Source organism: Gordonia sp. CNJ-863 (genome assembly GCF_001942325.1).
Taxonomy (GTDB): Bacteria; Actinomycetota; Actinomycetes; order Mycobacteriales; family Mycobacteriaceae; genus Gordonia; species Gordonia alkanivorans.
The window spans coordinates 383047-407723 of the sequence record NZ_MKKG01000022.1; the positions used below are offsets into that span (position 1 = coordinate 383047).

Annotated in this window: 27 protein-coding genes and 1 pseudogene; 12 read left to right on the top strand and 16 right to left on the bottom strand. The window is 67.0% G+C overall.

The window, feature by feature from the left end:
- Position 1: 1 nt before the first annotated feature.
- The 3 genes from BJF87_RS25810 to BJF87_RS13650 all read right to left on the bottom strand — a co-directional run bounded on the left by BJF87_RS25810 (position 2) and on the right by BJF87_RS13650 (position 3496).
- Positions 2-238, bottom strand: coding sequence for a hypothetical protein (locus BJF87_RS25810; protein WP_139319494.1), 237 nt, complete (start codon positions 236-238; stop codon positions 2-4).
- Between the two features lie 393 nt (positions 239-631).
- Entirely contained in the window at positions 632-3163 is a 2532-nt protein-coding gene (locus BJF87_RS13645) for a hypothetical protein (protein ID WP_075863306.1), read from the bottom strand.
- A 3-nt stretch (positions 3164-3166) separates the two neighbouring features.
- Positions 3167-3496, bottom strand: coding sequence for an AlpA family transcriptional regulator (locus BJF87_RS13650; protein WP_075863307.1), 330 nt, complete (start codon positions 3494-3496; stop codon positions 3167-3169).
- A gap of 686 nt (positions 3497-4182) precedes the next feature.
- Here BJF87_RS13650 and BJF87_RS13655 point away from each other — a divergent pair.
- From BJF87_RS13655 to BJF87_RS13705, 10 genes are all read left to right on the top strand, one after another.
- A complete protein-coding gene (locus tag BJF87_RS13655) occupies positions 4183-4641 on the top strand; it encodes a hypothetical protein (protein WP_139319495.1) in 459 nt (152 codons plus the stop codon).
- Positions 4638-5270 (top strand): hypothetical protein, encoded by a 633-nt coding sequence (locus BJF87_RS13660; protein ID WP_075863309.1) that lies wholly within the window; start codon positions 4638-4640, stop codon positions 5268-5270. Before BJF87_RS13655 ends, BJF87_RS13660 begins: the two co-directional genes overlap by 4 nt.
- An 89-nt stretch (positions 5271-5359) precedes the next feature.
- A complete protein-coding gene (locus tag BJF87_RS13665; RefSeq protein WP_075863310.1) occupies positions 5360-6100 on the top strand; it encodes a recombinase family protein in 741 nt (246 codons plus the stop codon).
- 2 nt (positions 6101-6102) lie between these two features.
- On the top strand, positions 6103-7263 hold the full coding sequence (locus BJF87_RS13670; RefSeq protein ID WP_139319496.1) for a hypothetical protein: 1161 nt from the start codon (positions 6103-6105) through the stop codon (positions 7261-7263).
- Positions 7256-7768, top strand: a complete 513-nt coding sequence (locus tag BJF87_RS13675) for an endo-1,4-beta-xylanase (protein WP_075863312.1) — start codon at positions 7256-7258, stop codon at positions 7766-7768. The genes BJF87_RS13670 and BJF87_RS13675 overlap by 8 nt, the downstream gene beginning before the upstream one ends.
- Positions 7769-8311: 543 nt before the next feature.
- Positions 8312-8557 (top strand): hypothetical protein, encoded by a 246-nt coding sequence (locus BJF87_RS13685; RefSeq protein ID WP_075863313.1) that lies wholly within the window; start codon positions 8312-8314, stop codon positions 8555-8557.
- Positions 8554-8748 carry a hypothetical protein gene (locus BJF87_RS13690; protein WP_075863314.1) on the top strand — a complete coding sequence of 65 codons (195 nt, stop codon included), beginning with the start codon at positions 8554-8556 and terminating at the stop codon, positions 8746-8748. The genes BJF87_RS13685 and BJF87_RS13690 overlap by 4 nt, the downstream gene beginning before the upstream one ends.
- Positions 8745-9485, top strand: a complete 741-nt coding sequence (locus BJF87_RS13695; RefSeq protein ID WP_075863315.1) for a hypothetical protein — start codon at positions 8745-8747, stop codon at positions 9483-9485. The genes BJF87_RS13690 and BJF87_RS13695 overlap by 4 nt, the downstream gene beginning before the upstream one ends.
- On the top strand, positions 9482-10246 hold the full coding sequence (locus BJF87_RS13700; protein ID WP_075863316.1) for a hypothetical protein: 765 nt from the start codon (positions 9482-9484) through the stop codon (positions 10244-10246). Before BJF87_RS13695 ends, BJF87_RS13700 begins: the two co-directional genes overlap by 4 nt.
- Positions 10247-10390: 144 nt before the next feature.
- A complete protein-coding gene (locus BJF87_RS13705; RefSeq protein ID WP_075863317.1) occupies positions 10391-10942 on the top strand; it encodes a hypothetical protein in 552 nt (183 codons plus the stop codon).
- 119 nt (positions 10943-11061) lie between these two features.
- On the opposite strand, the gene BJF87_RS13710 is transcribed toward BJF87_RS13705, so the two are convergent.
- The 6 genes and pseudogenes from BJF87_RS13710 to BJF87_RS13735 all read right to left on the bottom strand — a co-directional run bounded on the left by BJF87_RS13710 (position 11062) and on the right by BJF87_RS13735 (position 14613).
- Complete coding sequence (locus tag BJF87_RS13710) at positions 11062-11967, bottom strand: FRG domain-containing protein (protein ID WP_075863318.1); 906 nt, start codon at positions 11965-11967, stop codon at positions 11062-11064.
- Positions 11967-12423: pseudogene (locus tag BJF87_RS13715) on the bottom strand (flavodoxin family protein). The gene BJF87_RS13710 and the pseudogene BJF87_RS13715 overlap by 1 nt, the downstream one beginning before the upstream one ends.
- Positions 12420-12698, bottom strand: coding sequence for a hypothetical protein (locus BJF87_RS13720; protein ID WP_075863343.1), 279 nt, complete (start codon positions 12696-12698; stop codon positions 12420-12422). The pseudogene BJF87_RS13715 and the gene BJF87_RS13720 overlap by 4 nt, the downstream one beginning before the upstream one ends.
- Positions 12699-12777: 79 nt before the next feature.
- The gene (locus tag BJF87_RS13725) at positions 12778-13317 is read right to left on the bottom strand and encodes a hypothetical protein (RefSeq protein WP_006359554.1); all 540 of its coding nucleotides are present in this window, start codon (positions 13315-13317) and stop codon (positions 12778-12780) included.
- Between the two features lie 5 nt (positions 13318-13322).
- Positions 13323-14072 (bottom strand): 4-hydroxy-tetrahydrodipicolinate reductase, encoded by a 750-nt coding sequence (gene dapB, locus BJF87_RS13730; RefSeq protein WP_006359555.1) that lies wholly within the window; start codon positions 14070-14072, stop codon positions 13323-13325.
- A 58-nt stretch (positions 14073-14130) separates the two neighbouring features.
- On the bottom strand, positions 14131-14613 hold the full coding sequence (locus BJF87_RS13735) for an Lrp/AsnC family transcriptional regulator (RefSeq protein ID WP_006359556.1): 483 nt from the start codon (positions 14611-14613) through the stop codon (positions 14131-14133).
- A 137-nt stretch (positions 14614-14750) separates the two neighbouring features.
- On the opposite strand from BJF87_RS13735, the gene ald reads away from it, so the two are divergent.
- A complete protein-coding gene (ald, locus tag BJF87_RS13740; RefSeq protein WP_075863319.1) occupies positions 14751-15866 on the top strand; it encodes an alanine dehydrogenase in 1116 nt (371 codons plus the stop codon).
- 19 nt (positions 15867-15885) lie between these two features.
- Here ald and BJF87_RS13745 read toward each other — a convergent pair whose 3' ends face one another.
- The 6 genes from BJF87_RS13745 to BJF87_RS13770 form a co-directional block, all read right to left on the bottom strand.
- Positions 15886-16644 (bottom strand): NRDE family protein, encoded by a 759-nt coding sequence (locus tag BJF87_RS13745; RefSeq protein ID WP_006359558.1) that lies wholly within the window; start codon positions 16642-16644, stop codon positions 15886-15888.
- A gap of 6 nt (positions 16645-16650) precedes the next feature.
- Positions 16651-18123 (bottom strand): putative nucleotidyltransferase substrate binding domain-containing protein, encoded by a 1473-nt coding sequence (locus tag BJF87_RS13750; protein ID WP_042375767.1) that lies wholly within the window; start codon positions 18121-18123, stop codon positions 16651-16653.
- Positions 18124-18212: 89 nt separating this feature from the next.
- Positions 18213-20501 carry a polyribonucleotide nucleotidyltransferase gene (locus BJF87_RS13755; RefSeq protein ID WP_042375766.1) on the bottom strand — a complete coding sequence of 763 codons (2289 nt, stop codon included), beginning with the start codon at positions 20499-20501 and terminating at the stop codon, positions 18213-18215.
- A gap of 442 nt (positions 20502-20943) precedes the next feature.
- Positions 20944-21213 (bottom strand): 30S ribosomal protein S15, encoded by a 270-nt coding sequence (gene rpsO / locus BJF87_RS13760; protein ID WP_005199046.1) that lies wholly within the window; start codon positions 21211-21213, stop codon positions 20944-20946.
- 77 nt (positions 21214-21290) lie between these two features.
- Entirely contained in the window at positions 21291-21986 is a 696-nt protein-coding gene (locus BJF87_RS13765) for a hypothetical protein (protein ID WP_006359561.1), read from the bottom strand.
- The gene (locus tag BJF87_RS13770) at positions 21983-22954 is read right to left on the bottom strand and encodes a bifunctional riboflavin kinase/FAD synthetase (RefSeq protein ID WP_075863320.1); all 972 of its coding nucleotides are present in this window, start codon (positions 22952-22954) and stop codon (positions 21983-21985) included. Before BJF87_RS13770 ends, BJF87_RS13765 begins: the two co-directional genes overlap by 4 nt.
- A gap of 116 nt (positions 22955-23070) precedes the next feature.
- Here BJF87_RS13770 and BJF87_RS13775 point away from each other — a divergent pair, with 116 nt between their 5' ends.
- On the top strand, positions 23071-23760 hold the full coding sequence (locus tag BJF87_RS13775) for a metal-dependent transcriptional regulator (protein WP_164905319.1): 690 nt from the start codon (positions 23071-23073) through the stop codon (positions 23758-23760).
- Here the strand turns inward: BJF87_RS13775 and truB are convergent.
- Positions 23757-24677, bottom strand: coding sequence for a tRNA pseudouridine(55) synthase TruB (gene truB / locus BJF87_RS13780; RefSeq protein ID WP_006359564.1), 921 nt, complete (start codon positions 24675-24677; stop codon positions 23757-23759). The two genes, BJF87_RS13775 and truB, sit on opposite strands and share 4 nt — an antisense overlap.

The window sequence follows — 24677 nt, forward strand, 5'->3', positions numbered from 1 at the left end:
CTCAGGTCCGTTGGATCGTCTCGTTCGTATCGCTCATCGGGTCGGTGAGTCGGAAGATGCACTCCCGGCCGCCGATCGCGTCAGGCCGGGGCACCCATTCCGTCGCGACGTTCGGCTGCTCGATTTCGAGTTGGCGACGCACAGCCACGGCGCGGTGGTCCGGATCGAGGTTGAATCCAGCGACCAAGTCGGCGGCGGTGACCCCCTCGGCACCAGCGGCGGCGAGGCGGTCAAGCATCTTCTCCCTGATACGTTCTCGGGCGGCAGTGACGAACCGCTCGGCGGAGTCACATTCGGCCGCCCACTGCTCCGCGCGGTCGTCGTCGTGTAAACATCGTCGAGGCAGCCGTGCTCCTCCAGCACGACGAGGCCGTCGGTAAAGTGTCCGGTGATGAGGCGGGTCTCGCGGTCGCCGTCCGAGTCGCGGCGCTCCCGGAGAAGCACCCCAGGGCACGGCTCGACGTGGAACCATGACCCGTCGGCGGCCCGCTCGTCGTTCTCGTAGACCGTGATCCAGCCCATCGCGAGCGCGGTGACAGCGGTAGTCACCCAGTAGTCAGTTAGGTTGTCGTTGGTCATATCAATTCCTTCTAGTTCGGTTGTCTAACTTCGATATTCGAGAGTCGAGACATCAGGCCATTAGCTCAACGCTCACGCTCTGGCCTTTCCTGGTGACTTTGACCTTCGTGCCGTCGAGCTGGTCGAGGGCGGCGTCGGCGGTCTTGATCTGGTCGCTGTTGAACTTCGTACGTAGGCCACCCTTGCCGGACCAGCGATGGGTACCGGGACCGGCGTCTCGCAGGTAGCCGATGATCCGGGCGGCGGCCCGACCTTCCGGTGTGGAGCGGGCTTCGTCGTCCTCGATCGACTCGGCGAGGTTGCGTTCGCGCTGAACCCGTTTGTCAGTGGCGGCCTTGTTTCGGCGTTCGGCAACGGCGAGATCGGCAATCGCCACCGACGTCGCGAACACCGTTTCGGCGAGCGCCCAGTCTTCCTCGTTGACGACCAGCAAGCCGCCGTCGTCGGTCTCGGTTCGGCCATCGAGAATCGCCAACAGAGCGGCCAGTCGAGCGACGGAGGCGGGCTTCTGGGACTCGATCAGGCGCGTCGTCTGGTCGCTATCGTCAGCCAGCATTGACGCGATCCGCTCCGTCCGCACGCGAGTGCGTAGCGATTCGCACAGCCGGAGTCCGCGCGTCGGGATCTTCACTTCCAGCGCATGATCGGGGGCGACGACGGCCGCAATGGACTCAGCGGTGACTTCGGCCGGATTGGGCTTGCACCAGGAGTAGACGAACCGTTGCGGCGTACCCTTCTCCAGCTCCTCGCGACTGAGTAGCTGCCCCAGAACCGAGAGCTGCATACCCGTCACGAGAGCGATTGTGTACGTGCCCGGCGCGACCGGCCGGTACTTCATGTAATCGGCGTTGCTCTGCCCAATCAGCGTGCCGGACCACGCTTCCCGCAGTGTCTCGCCGACGGTTTCCTTGTCGTCGCGGATGTGTTTGATAAGGCCGGAGCCTTCATCGGTCAGCAACAGCACGTTGGACCGCACCCGGTCACGAACCTTCTTCTTCGGGTCCATGAGATCGGGGATCATCCCCCAGAACTGTTCTGCGATGCCCGCGCTGGTTCGTGGCTTGGCGACGTGAGGGAAGGGCTCACCAACCGGGATAAGCACACCATCGGGCGTCAGCCCCAGGGCGTCGTCTGCCCACTCGGGGCACACCTCGATGGCCTTCATGGCCGCCTCAATCGCCGTGGACTTGCCCGCTCCGGTTCGGGAAACGAGGTCGGCGTATAGGTGCAGCGGCAACGGAGCCATCGAGCCCGTGTCGACGCGCACCGAGGGCGGGATCGCCGCCGAGATTCGAGCCAGCGCGGCGATCAAGGTCGCGTCCGGCGCGGCCGGGTACGACAAGGCCGCGTCGCGGATATGTCGGAGCGATGCCCGGCTCTCGAAGAACTCCGCGGGCAGGTACACCCCACCGGCGTGAGAGGGTTCTGTGTGCTCATCGGCGTCGTCGACTCCACCAACTTCGTCGGCGGCCTGTTCGTCGGTGAGGGTGGACGCCCTCCATATGCCCCACGCAAGGGCTCCAGGCACCTCGCCGGGCGTCGGTTCGCGGCAGTCGCCGTGGGTCCGCAGAAGCTCTTTGAACCGAGCGTCCAGAGCTTCCGTGGCGTGCCGGTAGTCGGGCTCGGTGATCCGACCGAGGCGGCACGCACACGCCAGCCGGACGGCCTGCGAGACGAGCCATCCGTGACGTCCGGCGTCGGGACGGTCAGCCGACCACCCGGCCACCATCGCCTCGACGTAGGCGGTCGTCTGCCGGCCGAACTCCCACGCGGACGTCTCCGATACCACCACTCCCGCAACAGCACGATCCTCATCGGTCTCGGGGACGCCGTAGGCCGTCAGCACTTCGGTGACCTGCTCGATCGACATGGGTGCGCCACCGCCATACGGGTGCGCGGTGAACAGCTCGACGTTGGTCGGGTGAGACGGGTCTTTCCGATTGGAGGTGCCCGGCACACGCAGAATGCGGGATAGGTCGGAGATGTTGTCGACACCTGCACCGTGACGCTCAGCGACGTGGGCAGCGAGACGGTGGAACCGGCGGTAGACCGACTGCGCTGCAACACGCTTGCGTTCGGCGTCGAGGGTCCAGGCCAGGTCGTCGGCATCCAGAGCCCAGTACACATGCCAGCCGTGGCCGCTGGAGACGACAGCGACCGGGTACTCATCGAGCACCTTCGTCAAGTCCGTCACGATCGCCCGCGCCGTCGCCGCGTCGGGAACCCCGCCGCTCTTGACGTCGAGGTCGATCGCCAGCGCTGCGCATCGGGTGACGTCGTCGGCCTTGCCTCGGCCTCGTGCGGGTGGGGCTACGGGGTTGATCGAGAACCACACATCAGCACCGTCAGCGACCCGGTCGACGACGCCGGGGGCGAGCTGTGTGGTGGTGTGCTCGAACTGGAAGGTGCCGTCGACCGGCAACCAGCAGACCTCAATCGCGTCAGTCTCGACGAGGCCGATCAGGCTGGTCAGATCAGCGAAAGGCGAAGAACCCGTGCTATTCTCGGGGTTGTCGATCGTGGTGTTGACGTTGGAGGCGGGCGCGGAGCTGGGACCGCGCCCGCTTTTCGTTGTCTGGGGCATGGGTTACCGGCTCCCCGCCATCGCTTCGAGATCGCTGGCGAGACTCGTGAGTAGTGTTGCCGCCCGGCGCAGATCATCGGGGCCGAACTTGGCAACCTGGTCAGCGACCCACCCCTCCGGCGAACCAGAAAGGATGCTGGGGTGATCGGAATCGGTGTTGCCGCTGGCGCGGGATCGAACCCACGCATCAACCTCATCTCGGTCAAACAGCAACCGTCGGCTACCGATCCGGTGAGCCGGTAGGCCTTCGCCACGGACGAGCTTGCGAATGGTGCCGAGGTCTTTGACGCCGAGGTGAGCAGCGACTTCGTCCTGGTTGAGGAACTGGGACATGGAACTCTCCGAAAGGATTCGGGTGGTTCCACGTCGCGCAACCGGAGCGGGTCATCCCAGACGCGACCCTCGGCTCTTGCGGCGTGAGGACAACCGGATTCCCGGTGCCCTAGCGCGGCCACTGCGTCCCGGCCGGGCGGGGTGGGCGATCCTCTCGGTGAGGCTCGACCCTCTTACACGGCCAGTATTCCCGGAACCGGCTGGGATCGGCATGACCGGGAACGCGTCAACTATAGCTGATCGAGCCGGGTCTCACGAGGTCTACGGCGACGTCGGCGAGTCGGAGCATGATTAACACTGACACTGATAGGCGTTGTCGGACAGTAGGTTCCACTAGCTCCGACTCGGACCGTCTGACCTAGCCCCTCAGGGTCAGACGGGTCAGACGGGTCAGACTCCCCCGGGTAAGACTAAGACTAAGACAGACACCTAAGTCGCTAGAAAAATAGAGTTCTATTTTTATCTATGCTGGTCAGCGAAGTGGCCTACCTATGTCGGTGTTTTCGGTTTGACTGATTTTTCCCACACGGGGAGTCTGACCCGTCTGACCCGTCTGACCCCCGGTCGGCGAAGTCTGAGCCCAGGGCGGGATGAGCGTTGGTCAGCCGAATCATAGACGCCGCCAACGTATTACCCGTCAAACTCGGCGTTCTGGGCCTGCACGCAATTGGTACACAATGGGAACCATGCCCCGCCCTGGACCCGTCATGAACCGCGAAGACTCGCGCCGTCGCGCTGAGCGCGCGCATCGCCTGCGCGCCCTCGGCCGGACGTGGGCCGAGATCGCCGACAGCGAAGGATTCCGCTCTCGCGGTGCGGCCCGTACGGCGGTGCAGCGATACCTCGACGCCGAGCCCGGCGAGTCGGTCGACGAGGTACGCCGGTCCGCCAGCGAGACGCTGAGAATCACGCGCTCGGTTCTGATGGGCCGGTTCGCCGACGCGAGTCGCCGAGGCGACGACGACACCCTCGTCAAGATCAGCCGCGAGGTGCACCGGAACCTGAGCCAGTGGGCACAGCTCACCGGCGCGAATAGCCCCGAGCGGCATCAGGTCGAGGCAGTGGTCCACACGACAACGACCGATCTGCTCAACGAACTGGAAGCGAAGTTCAGCAACGTCATCGACGGTGAGGTGGAGGAATGACCGACAAGAAGGACGTCATGAAGAAGGCGGTGGGGCTCGCCCGCGTGCTCACGGAGAACGAACACGACCCCGCTGTTCTCGACGTCGTCGAGGCAGGGATCGACTCGGCAACCGAGATCGCCGACGGCAAGCTCAACGCCGAAGACCTCGATCGGCAGATCGCCGAGAGCATCGGCAAAGTGTTCCGCCACGTCGAGCGCGGCGGCCCGTTGTGGGACGAGCAACTGGCCGCTACCGAGAAGGTGCTCATGCTGCTCAGCGAGCAGGAGCGGTCCGACCTGTGGCGGCGTACCGCCTGGGGCGACGTTGACGACCATCCCGCGCTGGCCGCACCCGCCGAGGCCGAGCGGTGGGATGAACCCACCCCGGCGCTGAGCGAACCGCTGGCGGACGAACAGCCCTCGCCCGCAGCCGAGCCCGATGAACCTGAGGCTGACGACAGCGGCGATGAGGACGTGATCGACGCCGAGATCGTCGAGGTCTCACAGACCACGAGCAGCCAGCGGCGCTACAAAGTCCAGCCCGGCGGTTACGGGCCTCCCGGTGTCACCAACCCACTTCTGTCCCGCTCGATCTCGGGCCGACGCCAGCCCATCATCGAGATCGGCGGCGAGGCCGCCGACTGGTGAAGGGGCGAAAGCTCAACGGACGCAACGCCGCGATAGATACTTAACAGTAAGTATCGCGTTGCTGGTCAAAGCCATATAGGGTTGATCGCGTGAAGGTCATCGCATACATCCGCACCTCGACCCGCGACCAGCTCGCCGCCTACGGTCCCGCCCGCCAACGCGAGGCGATCACCGAGTGGGCCAAGCGGAACCGGCACCGGATCGTCGCCGAGGTCGTCGAAGATGTCTCGGGCACCGTTGCCCCATCGGGCCGCGAGGCATGGGTCGACGTGGTCGCCCGGGTGTGCGGCGGCGAGGCCGACGGCGTGGTCGCCTCCGATCTCTCCCGGCTCACCCGCGATCAGGTCCACCTAGAGCTGACGATCGACGAGATGAGCGCCTGCGGTGCCCGGCTGTTCTCGACCTCGGGCGAGGAACAGTCGATGCTCGACGATCCCGACGACCCACAGCGCAAGCTCATCCGCACGATCATCGCCGCGATCAACGAGTACGACAGGTCGATGATCGTGCAGCGAATGCAGGCAGGGCGTCGGATCAAGAAGGCCAGCGGTGGTTACGCGGGTGGGCAACCCCCGTTCGGATACCGGGGCGGCGACGCCTCGGGCGAGCTGGTGCCCGACGACGCCGAACAGGCGGTGCTCACCCGTATGCGTTCGCTCCACGCCGACGGCCTCGCCACCCGCGCAATCGCCGACGTCGTCAACGATGAGGGACTGACGACGCGCAAGGGTGGCCGTTGGTCGTCGCGTCGGTGGCCCGACTGCTACGCCGGGCGGCGTAATCCCTGGGGTTCACGCCTCCCCAGTCGGTGCCCTCGGATAACCTGCTGACCATGACCGAACCAACGCCAGACGACTCCCGCGTTATCGCGGTGATGCGCCTGAGCGGGGCACGGTTCAACTCCGAGGGCATGCCCGCCGACGCGCTCGTCGAGGTTGCCGCCTTTGAGGACATACTCCGATCCTTGGTCCGGCTTTACTGGCGCGATCGCCACCCCGGCCGAAAGCGGATGCCCAACGGCTACGACGACGAGATCACGCTGCGCCTCACGGCGATCGGCGAAGGGTCGGCCGTTCCGGTGCTCGAACATGACGCGACGCTGCGGGCCGACGACCTGTTCGGCCCCGACGAGATCAAGGAAGACTTCGCCCGGGCGATCGACGCCCTGGAGCAGTTCGTCAACTACGGCTACAGCGACAAGGGGCAGATTCCCGACGATATCCGCCGCCTGCCGTCCAACAAGATGAAGAAGTTCGGGCAGACGATCCGTAAGGGCGAGGCTATCCAGGTGGCCGCGACGGTCCCCGATTCTTGGGATGCCGTGACTCGGTTCACCCCCGACGCACGCCGCAATGCCCTCGTCACCCTCGTCGGCAACTTCACCCAACGCGTCACCGTCGAAGGTCAAGTAATCGACTTCCGTGTCTCGTCGGGCAGCCTCGTCGTTAGGGACCGCGAACACAAGGCAGACATCCTCGTTCCCTACCTAGAATCCGGTGTGCGGGCAAGTATCGACTCCGCCAAGCAGCTTTTCGAATGCGTTGCCGAAGGTGTGGGCGAGTTCAACGCAGACGGTAAGTTGACGAAGCTCACGACCGTCACCTCCCTCGACGTCACCGACGTGACCGAGGACGCCCGCGTCGTGCGCGCAGCGCTCGATGCGCTCGCCGATCTCGACGACGGATGGCTTGACGGCGAGTCCGGCGAAGCTATCTCGCAGGCCGTGATCGAGCGCGGCCACGCCGTGATAGACACGATGATCGCGCTGAGCAACATCACCCGAACCGTGAGCCCAACCGAGGACGGCGGTGTGAGCTTCTTCTGGCCCGACGCCGAGAACCAGCTCTCGATCGAGGTCGAGCCGTCCGGCGCGCTCTATATCCACACGACCGACCTAGCCGCCGGTACCTTCGCAGACGACAAGATCGCTTCCGACGCCGTCGATCTCGTCGACACTCTCGACACATGGCTTTCGGAGGTGACTGGTGAGTGACGAGACCGAGGTCGCCGAGACCGTTCGCGAACCCATCACCCAGTCCGAGACAGTGCTATTCCGGCCCATCATCCGCGCTTGGGCTCCCAACGGCGATGTAACGCCGCAGGCCTTCAAGCTCAGCACCGCCGATAAGGCCGACTCGAATCGGCTCTCGATCGCGCACGGCGATACCACCGCCGAGGACGCCTACAACGAGCGCGCTGACGCCGTCAAGAAGCGGTGCGACGAGAACAACAAGCCCTATCGCGCGCCGGTTGGTGTTCTGGCGGTGACGGTCGACGATGTCGAGTCCATCGAGATCAAGTCTCCCGAGGGTTCTGAGGCGCGTCGGCCCCTGACTGCGTGGGATGACTCAATGAACGACCACATCCCAGACACCCACGGTCATATCGACTACGACAACTTGCCGCCATCTGATCGCGGCGCGTACGACTTCGCGGCGAAGGCGCTGCTCAACCGGGCCAAGAAGAATGGCTGGAAGTTCGGGCCGTTCGACGAGTGAGCTGAGCCGCTGAGCTTCATCGCGTAATACCACCTGACATTACGACCTCGCTTAAAATCGTGCTGTCCGTGGTCAGCACGCACAGCCGGTCGGCGTATCGCAATATCGGCTAATCACGGAGCGTTGCAACGCCTTTCGCGCTTGACGCCCTTGCCCGCCCTGGACACAGGGCGACGTAGAGACCTTTACGCCGAAGTCGGTTGCACCCCTACTTGCTTACATCGTGAGCATGAGCACGAAAGTGATGGCAGACCCCCGCAGCCGGTCGATGGCTGGGTGGCGATCTCGGCTCGGCGTCCTCGCGTCCCGAGGCGAAACGAGCGGCCCCCGCGTCGATGAGGCGCGGGCAGCGCTGTCGTGGTGGAGGCTGCGCGCCGCCGTCGATCGCGAGGTCGCCTCGGGGCTCGTTGACGAAAACCGGGCCGATGCTGTGCTCGACTCCCTCATCGGGACGGAGGCCGCTATGTCGACCTGACGCTCTCCACCGTGCGCGTCCCACAACCGAGAAGGACTACCACCGCACGACACCACGAGGAGCCCCGCATGACCACCGTCGAGACCCAGATACTCACCGAACTACGCCGACGCGACCCCGACGCCGACGGCACCCTCGTCCGACTATCGACCGTCCGCCCCAAGATCACCGGCGGCTACTGGGCGGTGCAGGAGGCCGTGACCGAGCTGTGGCAGCGCGGCGAGATCGCCGTCGTCAAGGTCGGCGGGTCGCCGCTGATCGGGCTCGCCGACGAGTTCGACAAGGCGATCGGCCCGAAGGTGTACGCCGCATGACCGCCGCCGCGATCGAGCCCGACGAGATCGGCCGGCAATTGTGGGCCACCGCCTCATCGGCCGACTCGATCGCCGTCGACTGGGTCGGTGAGGTATTCCGCCTCGCTGCCCACGGCCGACCCGACCTCGCCCTCCAAGCTGCGACCAGCGGCCCCACCATCACCACCATCGACAAGGAGCACTCCGCATGACCACCCGAATCAAGCGCGGCGACATCGCCAAGGTCAGTACCTCGGGCGATCGGTTCGCCACGATCCGCCGAGAGCAGCTCCAATGGCCCACCCGACGCACACCGCGCGTCTACAGCCAGGACGAGTTGCGCGAGCGGCGACGTCACGCCCACATCGTCGCCTACAACGGCAGTTTCAACCTCGCCGCTGAGGTCGGGGGCGTCCTCGCGCCAGTGGCCGCTGAGCTGGCACAGGAGCCTTGCCCCGGGTCGTATCTCGACGCCGTCGAGGTGATCGCTGGTGCCGTCCACACGCTCGTCACATCGGTTGCGGGGACCGTCACCGCCCGTGACGCCCGCGAGAAGATCAACGCCCTTGCCCCGGACGACCGGGAACGTGCGCGGGCGGCGCTGGTTGGCCTGTCGAAGCCGTCCGCCGTCACCATCACCCGTGCCGACGTGCTCGCCGGAACCTGGACCGCCCCGCTGATCGAGCTGGCCGCGCCATACTCGCAACCGTTGGCCGATGCGCTCGGGGCGGTGGCACAGACCGTGGACGGCGAACCCAGCGGACTCAGTCAGGCACTCACCGCCGAGCTGCGCGATCTCGACCGGGCGGTGCTCGACCTGGCGCGCCGGATTCACCGTGCCCGCACCTACCGCGAGCAGAACCCCCGCCCGGTCGACCGCCCGCACGAGGACGAACTCGACGCACACCGAAAAACACTGCACGAACTCGGAATTGAGGCAACGCAATGACCACTCCCACCCTTCACCCGGTTCGCTTCGACGCGCCGCTCGTCAACCCCAGCCCCTCGGGGCTCTACGGCGTCACCACCTGGACCAACGACGCGGTCCCGCGCTGGCTCGCGTCCGGTGTGCAGGTGCGCCCGCACAACTTCGGCGGCGAATCCGCGTTCGGCGTCTGGGCAGCCTCGTGGTGCGGCGACCCCGGCGACGAACTCAAAGACGGCGACCGGCCCGACCCCGAGACCACCCCGTTCGACCCGATCACGGTGTGGGCGTTCGACTCGTGCGACCCGACCCCGGGATCGCAGGAGGAGGTACGACTCCGCGTACGGCAGAACATGCGCCTGCTGGAGCAGGTCGCCGTCGAACGGGAGATCGCGGCACGGCTGATCGCCGACGCCCCCGCCGGTCCGGCACCGGCCGACCTGGTGAGCGCACTGGGTCACCTCGAAGCTGAGCTGGCGAAGACCAATACCACCGGGTTTATCCATGCGTCCGCCGGTGTCGCGGCGGCTGCGTCGGCCGCCAACCTCGTCATCCGCACCGGCTCTACCTTGAAGACGCCCCTCGGCCATACCTGGGTGTTCGGCGGCGGCTACGTCGATGGCCTCGGCAAGGCGCTCATCGCCACCTCGCCGACGTTCGGCTGGCGCGACGAGGTCGCCGTCCGCGAGACCATCAGCGCCGAGAACAACGAGTTCATCGCGATCGCCGAGCGCAGCGTCGTTGTCGGCTGGGAAACGGCCGTCGCGACCGCCTGGCTCACCTAGACCACCTGGCGATCACTGATAGGGGCGGTGGTTTCATCCTCCTTTCCCACCGCCCCACCGGCACCGACGAGGGTCTGGCTGCGTGTCGCCTCGTCGGTGCCGGGATCGTCACGCACCCTCACCTCAACGGATAGATAGGACGACATGATGGGCAAGCTCCGGCTCCGCGACATCACCCCAGAAGAGAAGCAGCGCTTCGCGATCTGCGCACACGAAGCCGGGCACGCGATCACCGCGACGGTGCTCGGCGATACCGTCGGCACAGTCGAGCTGACACCCCACGACCCCAAGATCGTCGGGCAATGCACCCTCGCCGCCGAGCAGTTCGCGGGCATCAACACCGCCCGTATCGCGTTCGCCGGGCCGTACGCCGAGGCGTACTGGAGACATGGCGGGCCGCCGACGTCGAGCACGCTGCGCCGGGTGCTCACCGCGTCCGGCCGGGAAGATGAGCGAGTCGTCCGTGCCAGCGGTGACCCGCGACCCGAGGACGTCCCTCGTCTCATCGCGAACTGCTGGGGCTCGATCTCGGGCCTTGCTCGGCACCTGTTCATCAACGGCATCGCGAATCAGGCCGACGTCGACCGGTCGCTGTGGCTCCCCGAGGACGAGCCCGAGGCGCGAGCCTTCGTGCTCGCCTCGATCCGCTCCGGCCGCGTGCCGGGCAGTTTCAAGATCACCCCGGCGCTGCTCTGAGCCCAGACCGCACGACGCCCCGGCCGTGAGGATCGGCCGGGGCGTCGTCGTGTGGCCTCACTAAGCCGCACATCGTGACGGTATCGAGCGGCGGTGCAGCCCCTCCCGGGCCACGGCCTCTATCCGTCGAGAGCGTCGTGTGTGATTACCTTGCGGGTCTCTGCCGCCATACCGAACGCATCGGGATACATAGTCGCTGGGTTTATCCCGTAGTTCCTCTCCAGCTTCGCCCGAATTTCTGCCTTGGCCGCAGCCGCGATACGAAGCGTAAAAGACGGCTGAGACCGCTCCTGAGCCGAACGCTCGCGGCCAGTCAACCGCGTCGGCACTGAGGTTGCTCGTCGGACCTCATCAATTTTCCAGAGGTCACCGGCCGCAGGTCGCTTGCGATACTGGGAATTGTCGCCGCTGTACACCTTGGGGACGCCCGCCAGCAGGAAACCTGACTGCTGAGCCGGTATCCGCTCGTTGTACGCGGGCGGCCTCCAAAAGAGTGGAAGCTCTCGGCACCACGGCGTGTTCGCGCCGTCTTCGCGCCACGGAATGTCGTAGTCACTCCATTTCTGAGTGAGGTAGACGGTCCGATTCGACACATCGAATGCAAAGACCCGACCATCCACCCCATCCGCGTCATCGAACTGGCGCTCGACCGCAAACCACAGAGCGACCAGGGGACTCAGAGACACATCCAACATTCTGGTCGGCGCGCGGAAGTGTTGAAGCTGTGCGAGTAGCTGGAGGTAGGGCATCTGGTCGAATCGCCACCGATCCCTGACATAAGCAACAACTCGCCTTTCCAGTCGCAGTAGATCGTCCTCTTTGGGAGCCTTCCCCGTCCCGTCGAGCACGCCCGGTAAGCTGCGGTACAGGCCGCTGTGCAGGCTCCATGCGGCATCGACCTGGCCTCGCCAGGCCATCGTGCGGTCGCCGATCTTCTCGATGATCTCCTCAATCGCTCGCTGCGCGTCTGACCATGATTCGATCGGGTCGCCCTCCCACGGGCCAAAGAACTCAGTCGCTGTCACTATGCGTCCCCCATCAGTCCGGCGGCCACCGTCGCGCCCAGCTCCCAACACCGCTCCAGGTCTGCCTTCTCGGGCTTGCCCGACACGACGACGTAGTCGGCCGCCTTCGCCCACCCGAGGCCCGTAGTGATCGAATCAACGGCGCGTTCGGCTCCCTCGGTGCCCTCGTTGCCGTGCAGGTACAGCCCGAACGGACGGCCACGAGTTGAGTCGAGTATCTGGTAGTAACTCTGATCGAACGCGTGCTTGAGGGCACCTGAAATCGACCCGAGGTTCGCGGGGCTGCCGAGTAGGTACCCGTCGGCCGCGAGGAAGTCGCTCGCCGAGACTGACAAGCGCCCGGCGAACGACCTCGACGCCCTCGATCTCGGGATCAGTTGCGCCGCTGACGACGGCCTCGAACATCGCCTGGCAGTAGGGCGAGGGCGTGTGATGCACGATCAGGAGCTGTGTCATGCCGCTGACCTCGCCGAACTCTTAATAGCGGGGTATCCGTGACTTAAATGTTTCAGTGCGCCACTGATGTATCCGAGGTTGGCGGGGGTGCCGAGGATGTAACCGTCGGCCTCCAGGAAGTCGCTCGCGGTCACCGCCAGCGCGGCTCGACGGACCACCTCGACGCCTTCTATCTCCGGGTCCGTCGCACCGGAGATGACGGCCTCGAACATCTCCTGGCAGTGGGGCGACGGCGTGTGGTGAACGATCAGGAGTCGCTTGGCATCGTCGGACATCACGACCTCCCCGCGAACGCCAGCAACCTATCAGCCGCGTTCGCACCCTCGAGCAGAACCATCTGGCCCTCCCGGGTCCCTACTGCTCGCTGCCGTGAAACTGCGCGACCGCGCGTTTCATCATCGCGCGGGCTCGGGGGCGGTCGCCGGCGTAGTCGTAGGCGCGGGCGATGCGGTATGTGTTCCGCCAGTCGTTCGGATCGGCCTCCCACTCGGCCTTGACCTGGGCGAACAGCTCGTCGGCGGCGCCGCGTTCCATGCGGCCGGAGGCGCGGTGCGGAAGGTTCGAGATGTCGAGCTCGCGACCCTCCTCGGCCATGATCGCGGCGAGCTTCTGGTGTTCCAGGCCTGCGCGGAGCGTCGCGTAGATCAGCCAGGCGCCGATGAGCGGTAGGGCGATGACACCGAGCCCCAACCCGATTCCCGCTGCGGTCCCCGTGGCGATGAGCTGGAAGCCACGCCAGCCGAGCAGCACGAAGTAGACGATCAGCGCCACGACGAGGAACCCGATCATCCAGACGATCGGTCGCGCGTCCTTCTTCTTCGGCCCCAGCTGCGGCGCGCCGCCCTCGGTGTCGCCGGTGTGGGTGCCCTCGTCGTGAGTGCCGTCATCGACCATGGTGATCAGAGGTCCATCAGTTCTTCGAGTCCGATGGTCAGACCCGGACGGTCCGCGATGCTGCGCACCCCGAGGAGCACACCGGGCGCGAACGACGACCGGTCGAGCGAGTCGTGGCGGATGGTGAGCGTCTCACCCTCGGTCCCTAGCAGCACTTCCTGGTGGGCGACGAGGCCGGCCAGGCGCACCGAATGGACGTGCACACCGTCGACCACGGCCCCTCGCGCACCGTCGAGTTCGGAGGTGGTCGCATCGGGGCTCGGTCCGACGCCCGCCTCGGCACGTGCGCGGCCGATCAGTTCGGCGGTTCGGTAAGCGGTGCCCGACGGGGCGTCGGCCTTCTGCGGGTGGTGCAGTTCGACGACCTCGACCGAGTCGTAGTACTTGGCGGCCTGCGCGGCGAAACGCATCGACAGGACGGCGCCGATCGCGAAGTTCGGGGCGATCAGCACGCCGACCTTCGGGTTCTCGGCGAGCCAGCCGCGGACGGTCTCGAGGCGTTCCTCGGTGAAACCGGTGGTACCGACGACGGCGTGAATCCCGTTGGCGATGAGGTACTTGAGGTTGTCCATCACGACGTCGGGGTGGGTGAAGTCGACGACGACCTGGGTGTCGGTGTCGGAGAAGAACTCCAGCGAGTCACCCTTGTCCACGCCCACGGTGTAGGTGAGGTCGTCGGCCTTCTCGACCGCCGTGACGATCGCCTGCCCGACCTTGCCCTGACTGCCCAGGACGCCCACCGTGATACCGCTCATGTCCACCCTCTTCGATCTCGACGTGCCAACGGGTCTCAGTCTAGTGGCGAGGACATTCTCAATAGATCGGCGCATCGCCGCGGCGATGCTCGAAGACCAGCGACGTGGTGGTGCCCGCGACCTCGCGACGGCTGTTGAGCCGCTCGACGAACTGGCGCAGCGTCTCGGTGTCGGCGGTCGCCACGTGGAGCATGTAGTCGTCGGCGCCGGCGAGGAAGAACACGTCGATCACCTCGTCGTACGCGGCGATCTCGCCGACGAAGCGCCGGATCTGCCCACGCGCATCGGACTGGAGACTGACCGCCACCATCGCGCGCAGCGGGCGACCGACGGCGGCGGGATCGACGTCGGCGAAGAAACCACGGATGACACCGAGTTCGACGAGCCTGCGCATGCGGCCGTGACACGTCGACGCGGCGATCCCCACGCGTTGTGCCAGCTCACTGTTGGGCATGCGCGCGTCGGACTGCAGGAGCTTCAGCAGTTCACGGTCCGTCGCGTCGAGCTCCCCGGGCTGAACATCCTTCGGTGCGGCAGGCATCGAACCCTCCTCGATAGAAACATCTTCGTCAGATTCGGCTGGTCAAGAATCTTCTTCACCCGCATTGTGTCACTTCTGAAGTTCCTTCACCCTCAGGACAGGTTTCCTGCACAAACTTCGACAAGAGAGGGAGCATCATGCGCGTCGGCGTCCCCACCGAGATCAAGAACCACGAGTACCGCGTCGCCGTCACCCCGGCGGGCGTCGCCGAGCTGCACCACCGCGGCCACGACGTCATCGTCCAGGCGGGCGCCGGTGAGGGGTCGGCCATCACCGACAACGACTACAAGGCCGCCGGCGCGCAGATCCTCGGCACCGCCGCCGGGGTCTGGGAGCAGGCCGATCTGCTGCTCAAGGTCAAGGAACCGATCGCCTCCGAGTTCGACCTCATGCGCGCGGGCCAGACGATCTTCACCTACCTCCACCTGGCCGCCGGCAAGGAGTGCACCGATGCGCTGCTCGCCTCCGGCACCACGTCCATCGCCTACGAGATGGTCCGCACCGCAGACGGCGCGCTCCCCCTTCTCGCGCCGATGAGTGAGGTCGCCGGACGGCTCGCACCTCAGGTCGGCGCCTATCACCTGATGAAGTCCGAGGGTGGCCGCGGCGTCCTCATGGGCGGCGTCCCCGGCACCGAGCCGGCCGAGGTCGTCGTCATCGGCGGCGGGGTCAGCGGCCTCAACGCGGCGACGATCGCCGTCGGCATGGGCGCCCAGGTCACCGTCTTCGACCTCGACATCGCCAAGCTCCGCGCGATCGACGCCCGGTTCGCCGGCCGCGTCCACACCCGCTACAGCACCAAGCTCGCGCTCGACGACGCGGTCAAGAAGGCCGACCTGGTCATCGGCGCCGTCCTCGTCCCGGGCGCCAAGGCGCCGGTCCTGGTGCCCAACAGCCTTGTCGCGCAGATGAAGTCGGGTGCGGTTCTCGTCGACATCGCGATCGACCAGGGCGGTTGCTTCGAGGATTCGCATCCCACGACCCACGCCGACCCCACCTTCACCGTGCACGACACCACCTTCTACTGCGTGGCCAACATGCCCGGCACCGTCGCCCGCACATCCACGCACGCGCTCACCGGGGCGACCCTCCCCTACGTGCTGCGCCTGGCGGATCAGGGCTGGAAGAAGGCCTGCGACACCGATCCGGCACTGGCATCGGGTCTGAGCACCCATCGCGGCGAGCTGTTCACCGCCGAGGTCGGCGAGGCGCTCGGTCTCCCCGTCGCGGCGATGCCGTTCGCACACAACTGATCAGCGCGGCCACCCGCGTTCAGAAGGCGATGCGGGTGGTTCCCCGCCGCTTCCCGCGGTACCCGTAGCGGCGTTCGACGATCGCGCCGTGGCCGTCGTGACCGATGCGCAGCAGGGTCGACGCCCGCGTCCCGTATCCCGGGATGTTGATGAACTTCGACGACAGGGCCGCCTCGAACTCGGCTCCGACGCCGGTGTCGGGCAGCCGCACCGGGTCGGGGCGGTCCTGGTCGGCCAGCATCGAGAAGTAGTCGTCGTCGGACGCGCCGGCGGAGATCAGGTCACGGAGTGCAACAGTACCGTCGGCGACCTTCGGCCAGTCGTTGTCGAGCGCACCGTTGGACACGCCGTGCACGCCGTCGGCCACCCGCTCGGCGTGCGGAGCCGGTCGATTCGTCACCCACCACAGATCCGTGGCATCACCGATGAGCAGGTTCACCGGGTCGTAGTCGGCGGCCTGTTCCACGACGCGATCGGCGAACACCTTCGGGTCCTCGTCGCCGTCAAGGAAGTCCACCGGCAACTGCCCGCGCGAGCGGACCCCGGCGCGTTCGGGCGGACCGACCCGCACATTCGTCACCATCGCGACCCGGCCGGGGACGTCGGCGGACACACCCATCCAGGTGCCGCCGGCGAGGGCGTCGCGTCCGGCGATGATCGGCAGCTCATCCCACCGGGACAGCGCATACGTGCGCCGCCGGTGGTACTCGTCGCGGTTGGCCGCGACGATCAGCCGGTGCTCGGGATGTGCGTTCCACGCGAAGAGGATCAGGCACATGGCATCTCAGTTCACCTGGTAGTGGCTCATACCCGCCATTCTGCGCTGGACACCGGCGATCTCTCGCACCGCCTGCGCCACCAGGCTCCGGTCCAGCGGCGACAGCCGCCCCATCTCCAGCACGTCCGTCGGTGTCTCGCCACGATCGAACTGCGCGACCTGATACCGCAACCGCACCCGTTGCAGGACGTCGAACACCTCCGTCAGCGTCGTCGCATCGTCGTCGGTGAGCAAGGCGCTCCCCGACGCCGCCTGGAGACGCGCGCGTGTGTTCACCTCGGTGGATTCGACGCTCAACGCCACCCAGCGGGCGATGTTGATCAGCGGCGTCAGCGCATTGGCCTTGACGTCGAACGCCCCCGGGCGCCGGGTCAGGACGTCGCGCATCGAGCGCAGTCGCGCCTTGGTCGACAACGACTCCTCGAGCAGCAACCGCATGGTGCGCGGGTCGGCGCGCAGGGCGCCGATCATCTCGACTCCCGGCGTCGGTGCCGCCGAACCACGACGCGGCCCGGCCAGCGGCCGGCCGTCGAGGATCAGCGACGTGAAGATCATCCCCTTGTCTTCCAGCGGCGTGTCGATCCACCCGCGTGCCGCCGTCTGCCACTGGCTGCGGGTCCGCGAGAACAACGGCTTCGACGCGACGGCGCCCTTGGTGTCCACGGTCAGGCCGGCACCGCGCAACAGGTCGTCGAGCTCCGCGAAAGCCCCACGGTAGCCGTCGAGCTCGGACCCTCCCAGCGAGTCGTCGAACACGACCGCGGAGTCGACATCCGAACTCAGCACCGGCTCCCGACGCGCATTGCTGCCGAGCGACAACCAGGTGTACGCGGCGGGATCGACGTCGGGACGGGAGTCGACGACCAGCCGCAGTCCCCGCAGCACGACGGCGTCGACGATGAGGGAGGCGACCTGGGTGACCTCGTGTGCCGGTCGATCGCGCCGCACGAGATCGGCGACCAGTTGCGGGATGCGTTGCGCGTGTCCCTGCAGTTCCTCCACCGTCTGCGACCGTGAGATCTGTTCGCGCAGCGGCATGCTCGAACCGGCCGGGTCGGCGACGAAATCACTCGCGCCGACAACGCCGAGGACGGTGCCGTCGGCGTCGCGTACCGGGATCACCGTGAGGTCGCGGTCGACGAGCGCGGTGAGGGCGTCGATCGCCGACGTCCGGGCGTCGACGACGAACGCCGGACCGTCGACGACCTCCCCCACCGGGGTGTCGAGGTTTCGTCCGGCGGCGACGACGCGCGCCCGGATGTCGGCGTCGGTGAGCAGCCCGAGACCGTGGCCGGGCTGCGGGATCACGACGTAGTCCTGGTCGCGCTCGGTCATCAGCGTCGCGGCCTGACGCACGGTCATGTCCGCCCGTCCGATCACCGGCGCGGTTCGCAGCAGGTCGGCCACGGTGCGCGACGCGGGTGTGCGCGCGGCGTCGCGGCGGTGCGCGACCGTCAGCTGGTCAGGCGGACCGTTCATCTCTGAAGATCTTAGGCCGAAGAGGACGAACATCGGGCCCGTCGTCCGGATGGACGGCGGGCCCGATGGGTACCTCAGTTCAGAACGGCTCAGGCGTCGGCGGTGGCCGCTTCGGCGGCTGCGGCCTCTGCCTTGTCGGCCTCTTCGTCGACCGGGACGAGGCTGATCTTGCCGCGCTCGTCGATGTCGGCGATCTCCACGCGGAGCTTGGAGCCCACGTTCACGACGTCCTCGACCTTGTTGACGCGCTTGCCCTTACCGAGCTTCGAGATGTGCACCAGGCCGTCACGACCCGGCAGCAGCGACACGAACGCACCGAAGGCGGTGGTCTTGACGACGGTGCCGAGGAAACGCTCGCCGACCTTGGGGAGCTGCGGGTTGGCGATCGCGTTGATGCGGTCGATCGCAGCCTGTGCCTTCACCCCGTCGGAGGCGCCGACGAACACGGTGCCGTCGTCCTCGATGGAGATGTTGGCGCCGGTCTCCTCGGTGATGCCGTTGATCGTCTTGCCCTTGGGGCCGATCAGCTCGCCGATCTTGTCCATCGGGATCTTGATGGTGGTGATCCGCGGTGCGAACGGGCTCATCTCGTCGGGCTCGTCGATGGCCTCGGCCATGACGTCGAGGATGGTCAGCCGGGCGTCCTTGGCCTGGCTGAGCGCACCCGCGAGCACCGGCGACGGGATGCCGTCGAGCTTGGTGTCGAGCTGCAGAGCGGTCACGAAGTCCTTCGTGCCCGCGACCTTGAAGTCCATGTCGCCGAAGGCATCCTCGGCGCCGAGGATGTCGGTCAGTGCGACATAGCGGGTCTCGCCGTCGACGGTGTCGGAGACCAGGCCCATGGCGATGCCGGCGACCGGGGCGCGCAGCGGCACACCGGCGTTGAGCAGCGACATGGTCGAGGCGCAGACCGAACCCATCGAGGTGGAACCGTTGGAGCCCAGGGCCTCCGAGACCTGACGGATCGCGTACGGGAAGTCCTCGACGCTCGGGAGCACCGGCATGAGGGCACGCTCGGCGAGCGCTCCGTGTCCGATTTCGCGACGCTTGGGCGAACCGACGCGGCCGGTCTCACCGGTCGAGTACGGCGGGAAGTTGTAGTGGTGCATGTACCGCTTGGACGTCTCGGGTCCGAGCGAGTCGATCTGCTGCGCCATCTTGACCATGTCGAGTGTGGTGATGCCCATGATCTGGGTCTCGCCACGCTCGAACAGCGCACTGCCGTGGGCGCGCGGGATCACGCCGACCTCGGCGGAGAGTGCGCGGATGTCGGTGATGCCACGACCGTCGATGCGGAAGTGGTCGGTCAGGATGCGCTGGCGCACCAGCTTCTTGGTCAGCGAACGGTAGGCGCCGCCGATCTCCTTCTCACGACCCTCGAACTGCTCGCCGAGCTGGGCGAGGATGTCGGCCTTGAGCTCGTCGGTCTTGTCGTCGCGCTCCTGCTTGCCGGGGATCGTGAGGATCTCCGAGAGGCGCTCGGTCGCGGCGGCGGCGACGGCCTCGTAGACGTCGTCCTGGTACGGCGGGTACAGCGGGAACTCCCCGGTGTCCTTGGCAGCGGCTGCGGCCAGCGACTTCTGTGCCTCGCAGAGGCGGGCGATGAACGGCTTGGCGGCTTCGAGGCCCTCGGCGACGATCGCCTCGGTCGGCGCCTGAGCACCGCCGGCGATCAGGTCGATGACGTTGTCGGTGGCCTCGGCCTCGACCATCATGATCGCGACGTCGGCGGAATCGCCTTCACCGCTGACGATACGGCCCGCGACGACCATGTCGAACACGGCGCCCTCGAGCTGTTCGACGGTCGGGAACGCCACCCACTGGCCGGCCTTGTTCTCCTCGGTCGGGATGAGCGCGACACGCACGCCGCCCACCGGGCCGGAGAACGGCAGACCCGCGAGCTGGGTCGACGCCGACGCGGCGTTGATGGCCACGACGTCGTAGAGGTCGTTCGGGTCGAGCGACAGCACGGTCACGACGACCTGGATCTCGTTGCGGAGGCCGTCGACGAAGGACGGGCGCAGCGGGCGGTCGATCAGACGGCAGGTGAGGATCGCGTCGGTCGACGGACGGCCCTCACGACGGAAGAACGATCCGGGGATGCGGCCGGCGGCGTACATCCGCTCCTCGACGTCCACGGTCAGCGGGAAGAAGTCGAAGTGCTCCTTCGGGTGCTTCGACGCGGTGGTGGTCGAGAGCAGCATGTTCTCGTCGTCGAGGTACGCGGTCACCGAGCCGGCGGCCTGCAGGGCGAGGCGTCCGGTCTCGAAGCGGATCGTGCGGGTGCCGAAGCTCCCGTTGTCGATGATCGCGGTGGCCTCGGTGATGGCGTCGTCGTACTCGTCGGTGAATTCTTCGGTGGTGTTCACATCTGTCATGTGGGGTGGAATCCCTTCGTAGCGGCTGCCGTTAGCGGCCGTCGTGATGCGCGGCCACGCAGAGATGGCCGCTTGTGCGGTTGAGGGTGGTCATCGCGAGGTGCGCAGCGTGCACCGAATGCCGGTGCAGTCGTGCTGTGGAGCTCGTCGCACGCGCGGATCGGACCGACCCAGAACGCGCCGAGAAAATACGGCAGCGGGTGAATGGCGCGACGTTTCGCGCCCGGTTGAGTGCTCAGACGGCCTTCGATCGAAGCGGCCGGAACCATTGTTCCGGCGGCCACTACCGAGGACCGATCTGGCTCGTCACGCACTGCCATCAGTTCACGGCAACGATCCGTTGTCAGCCTATCACCGCGCCGTGTCAATACCTCAATATGACAAACCGGCCACCTCCCGTTCGGGAGATGGCCGGTGGTGAGTCTGTTGTCGCGGTCTGCGATCAGCGACGCAGGCCGAGGCGCTCGATGAGCGAACGGTAGCGGTTGATGTCGACCTTGGCGACGTACTTCAGCAGGCGACGACGACGGCCGACGAGCAGCAGCAGACCGCGGCGGCTGTGGTGGTCGTGCTTGTGCTGCTTGAGGTGCTCGGTGAGGTCGACGATGCGCTTGGTCAGCAGAGCGACCTGGGCCTCGGGCGAACCGGTGTCGGTCTCGTGCAGACCGTACTCGCTGAGGATTTCCTTCTTCTGCTCGACAGTCAAAGCCATGGAGATACTCCTGTTTCTCAGTGCCGCGTCTCAGATACATCCGGTGCGCCACTGCGGACTGCAGCAACACCGACTGATCAGGCTACCTGCCGGAGTGGGCCCGCCCCAAATCCGTGCGGGACCGGCCCGAGTCCATGGATGCTGATGGCCGCGTCACGGCCGAGCCACCACCACACCAGGGCGACGGCGACCACGCCGATGACCGCACCGACGACGATCGCGATGGCGAGCAGGCGTCGGGCCGGTTGACGCTCGGCGCCTCGCCCGGTCAGCGAGACGCCGATCAGTCCGAGAACAACGGAGGTCAGGGCCGCGGCGAGCATCAGGAACAAGCCGACGGTCGGTTCACCGACGTCGGCGGCCGCCGATGTCGCCCCGATCTGCCCCAGCGGCAGCGTCAGCCCGAGGGGCCGCACGGGTACCGCCCCGGCCATGACGACGACGCCGACACCTGCCCCGGCGACCGTGGCGAAACCCGGGTGGGGTGCACCCACCCGCCGCACGAGGCCGTAGAGGGCGGCGAGACCACCGACGATGATCAGCAGACCGAGGGGGACGGTGAACCACCCGAGCGTCAGCTGGGTTCCGAGCGTCTGCGCGTAGCGCCCGTCGTGGACGCCGAAACCGTTCGGGTTGAGCGGTGCGAGTCCCACCGCGGCGAGGTCCACCCATTGCATGAACGTCGCGGCCACGACCACCAGGCCGAGCACGACCGACGCGAGGGCCGCGGCGATCGCCGACGTCTGAGCGGGACTCTTGCCGAGAGCGCTCACGATGTCTCGGCCGCCGCCAGGATCTCCCTGGTCTTGGCGACGTCGTTCCCCATCTCGTCGATGAGGGCGTCGATCCCGTCGAACTGGACCATGCCGCGGATGCGGTGGACGAAATCGACGGCGACGTGCTGGCCGTAGAGGTCGGCGTTCTTGTCGAGGACGAAGGCCTCGACCGTGCGGGTGCGTCCGGAGAAGGTCGGGTTGGTGCCCACCGACACCGCGGCCTGATAGCGCTCCCCCGGGACGACCTCACCGACGGCCGGGCCGACGCCGAGGATCGTGAACCAGGCCGCGTACACGCCGTCGGCCGGGATCGCGGCGTACATCGGCGGCGCGACGTTGGCGGTCGGATAACCGAGATCGCGTCCGCGACCGTCACCGCGGACGACAACGCCCTCCACCCGATGCGGGCGACCCAGGGCCTCGGCGGCGCGGTCCATGTCGCCGGCGGCGACGCAGGACCGGATGTAGGTCGACGAGTAGGTCACCGCGTGTTCGCCGAACAGCGAGATGGCCTGCACCTCGAAGCCGAACTTGGCGCCGAGCTCGGTCAGTTTCGCGACATCGCCGGCGGCCTTGCGTCCGAAGGTGAAGTTGTCCCCCACCACCACGTCGGCGGCATGCAGTGTCTCCACGAGGATGTCGTGGGCGAAGTCCTTGGGCGAGCGGGCCGCGAGCTCCGGGGTGAACGGCATGACGCAGAAGACGTCGATCCCGAGCTCCTCGGCCAGTTCTGCCCGTCGCGTCAGCGTGGTCAGTTGCGGCGGATGGGATCCCGGCCGCACGACCTCCGACGGATGCGGGTCGAAGGTCATCAGCACGGAGGGCACCCCGTGTTCCTTCGCCGCCTTCGTGGCGGCATGGATCAGTTCGGCATGCCCACGGTGCACACCGTCGAAGACACCGATGGTGACCACGCACCGTCCCCAGTCCGCGGGGATGTCATCAAGACCTCGCCATCGCAACACGCGACCAGCCTACGGGGAGCACCAGTTCCAAACCACCACCGCCACACGCCTACGAGCGGACACGATGCCGACGACGAGGTGTCGGCGAGGCGACAAGGGGACGCTAAGCTCGATCCATGCCATGGCGATCAGACCGTCCGGTGACCGAGCTGTCACAGGTCACCCAGGACTATCTGAAGGTCATCTGGACCAGCCAGGAGTGGGAGGACGTCAAGGTCACCACCAAGCTGCTGGCCCAGTCCCTCGGAGTGTCCCCGTCCACCGCGTCGGAGGCCATCCGCAAGCTCGCCGACCAGGGTCTGGTCTCCCACGAGCCCTACGGCGCGGTGACACTCACCGATCACGGCCGCGAGGCCGCGATCCTCATGGTGCGGCGCCACCGTCTCATCGAGACCTTCCTCGTCCGTGAACTCGGCTACCGCTGGGACGAGGTGCACGACGAGGCCGAGATCCTCGAGCACGCGGTGTCCGACCGCCTGATGGCCCGGCTCGACGCCAAACTCGGCTTCCCCGACCGGGATCCGCACGGCGACCCGATCCCCGCACTCGACGGTTCGATCCCCACTCCCGCCGCGGCCCTGCTCGCCGACCTCGAGGTCGGGGCGTCGGGATGCATCGCACGCATCTCCGACACCGATCCGGAGATGCTGCGCTACTTCGACGAGGTGGGCGTGGCCCTCGACCGCGTGGTGACCGTCGCCGAGAAGCGGCCGTTCGCCGGCACCATCTCGGTGTCCCTCGACGACGCGGCGCCGATCGACCTGGGCGACATCGCCGCCCGCGCGATCTTCGTCGTCCCGCGCTAACGCAGGGTCGCGGGTCGTACCACCATCACCGAACTCGCCCGCTTGCCCTTCTCCTGGATCAGCGCGATGGCCTGCTCGTGCGGGTCGACGACCACGTAGACGCCCTTCATGCCGATCGGCTCGAGCCACCGTCCCTGGCTGATGGATTCGGCCTCGTCGTCGCTGATGTCGCGGCGCGGGAAGGACAGCTTCACGGCCTCGTCGATGTCGAGGCTGACGCGGCCGTCCTCGCGGACCTCGTCGAGCGTGCGGGCGTGTTCAAGGGTGAAGGGCCCGACCGCGGTGCGTCGGAGTGCGGTGAGGTGTCCCCCGACCCCCAGTGCGGCGCCGAGGTCACGGGCCAGGGACCGGATGTAGGTACCCGACGAACAGTCCACCGCGACATCGAGATCCACCACGCCCGGGGTGCCGTTGTCGGTGTCGCCGTCGCGCCGTATGGCGAGCACGTCGAATCGTGACACGGTGACCGGGCGGGCTTCGAGGTCGAAGTCGGCGCCGGTGCGGACCAGGGCGTGCGCTCGCCGGCCGTCGACCTTGATCGCCGACACCTTCGCCGGGACCTGCTGGATGTCGCCGGTGAGATCGGCGACGCCCGAGGCGATCTCGTCGTCGGTCACACCGGAGGCGTCCGCGGTGGTGAGGATCTCCCCCTCGCGGTCGTCGGTGGTGGTCGAGGCGCCCAGCCGGATGGTCGCCGTGTAGGACTTGGTGGTCAACGATAGCAGGCCGAGAAGCTTTGTCGCCCTCTCGATCCCGACGACGAGAACGCCGGTGGCCATCGGGTCCAGGGTGCCGGCGTGGCCGACCCGGCGGGTGTCGAAGATCTTGCGGCACCGCGACACGACGTCGTGGCTGGTGATCCCGGCCTGCTTGTCGACGATGAGCAGGCCGGCCTTCTCGATGGTTGCGTCGGCCAT

What these genes read in the sequence shown, in the direction of transcription:
- BJF87_RS13775 (WP_164905319.1), top strand. Translation starts at nt 23,071, where the DNA reads ATGCCATGGCGATCAGACCGTCCGGTGACCGAGCTGTCACAGGTCACC.
- BJF87_RS13650 (WP_075863307.1), bottom strand. Translation starts at nt 3,496, where the DNA reads ATGTCCCAGTTCCTCAACCAGGACGAAGTCGCTGCTCACCTCGGCGTC.
- BJF87_RS13690 (WP_075863314.1), top strand. Translation starts at nt 8,554, where the DNA reads ATGACCGCCGCCGCGATCGAGCCCGACGAGATCGGCCGGCAATTGTGG.
- BJF87_RS13735 (WP_006359556.1), bottom strand. Translation starts at nt 14,613, where the DNA reads ATGCCTGCCGCACCGAAGGATGTTCAGCCCGGGGAGCTCGACGCGACG.
- BJF87_RS13660 (WP_075863309.1), top strand. Translation starts at nt 4,638, where the DNA reads ATGACCGACAAGAAGGACGTCATGAAGAAGGCGGTGGGGCTCGCCCGC.
- BJF87_RS13725 (WP_006359554.1), bottom strand. Translation starts at nt 13,317, where the DNA reads ATGGTCGATGACGGCACTCACGACGAGGGCACCCACACCGGCGACACC.
- BJF87_RS13705 (WP_075863317.1), top strand. Translation starts at nt 10,391, where the DNA reads ATGATGGGCAAGCTCCGGCTCCGCGACATCACCCCAGAAGAGAAGCAG.
- BJF87_RS13755 (WP_042375766.1), bottom strand. Translation starts at nt 20,501, where the DNA reads ATGACAGATGTGAACACCACCGAAGAATTCACCGACGAGTACGACGAC.
- truB (WP_006359564.1), bottom strand. Translation starts at nt 24,677, where the DNA reads ATGGCCGACGCAACCATCGAGAAGGCCGGCCTGCTCATCGTCGACAAG.
- dapB (WP_006359555.1), bottom strand. Translation starts at nt 14,072, where the DNA reads ATGAGCGGTATCACGGTGGGCGTCCTGGGCAGTCAGGGCAAGGTCGGG.
- BJF87_RS13655 (WP_139319495.1), top strand. Translation starts at nt 4,183, where the DNA reads ATGCCCCGCCCTGGACCCGTCATGAACCGCGAAGACTCGCGCCGTCGC.
- BJF87_RS13745 (WP_006359558.1), bottom strand. Translation starts at nt 16,644, where the DNA reads ATGTGCCTGATCCTCTTCGCGTGGAACGCACATCCCGAGCACCGGCTG.
- BJF87_RS13700 (WP_075863316.1), top strand. Translation starts at nt 9,482, where the DNA reads ATGACCACTCCCACCCTTCACCCGGTTCGCTTCGACGCGCCGCTCGTC.
- BJF87_RS13685 (WP_075863313.1), top strand. Translation starts at nt 8,312, where the DNA reads ATGACCACCGTCGAGACCCAGATACTCACCGAACTACGCCGACGCGAC.
- BJF87_RS13645 (WP_075863306.1), bottom strand. Translation starts at nt 3,163, where the DNA reads ATGCCCCAGACAACGAAAAGCGGGCGCGGTCCCAGCTCCGCGCCCGCC.
- BJF87_RS13670 (WP_139319496.1), top strand. Translation starts at nt 6,103, where the DNA reads ATGACCGAACCAACGCCAGACGACTCCCGCGTTATCGCGGTGATGCGC.
- rpsO (WP_005199046.1), bottom strand. Translation starts at nt 21,213, where the DNA reads ATGGCTTTGACTGTCGAGCAGAAGAAGGAAATCCTCAGCGAGTACGGT.
- ald (WP_075863319.1), top strand. Translation starts at nt 14,751, where the DNA reads ATGCGCGTCGGCGTCCCCACCGAGATCAAGAACCACGAGTACCGCGTC.
- BJF87_RS13750 (WP_042375767.1), bottom strand. Translation starts at nt 18,123, where the DNA reads ATGAACGGTCCGCCTGACCAGCTGACGGTCGCGCACCGCCGCGACGCC.
- BJF87_RS13695 (WP_075863315.1), top strand. Translation starts at nt 8,745, where the DNA reads ATGACCACCCGAATCAAGCGCGGCGACATCGCCAAGGTCAGTACCTCG.
- BJF87_RS13720 (WP_075863343.1), bottom strand. Translation starts at nt 12,698, where the DNA reads ATGTCCGACGATGCCAAGCGACTCCTGATCGTTCACCACACGCCGTCG.
- BJF87_RS25810 (WP_139319494.1), bottom strand. Translation starts at nt 238, where the DNA reads ATGCTTGACCGCCTCGCCGCCGCTGGTGCCGAGGGGGTCACCGCCGCC.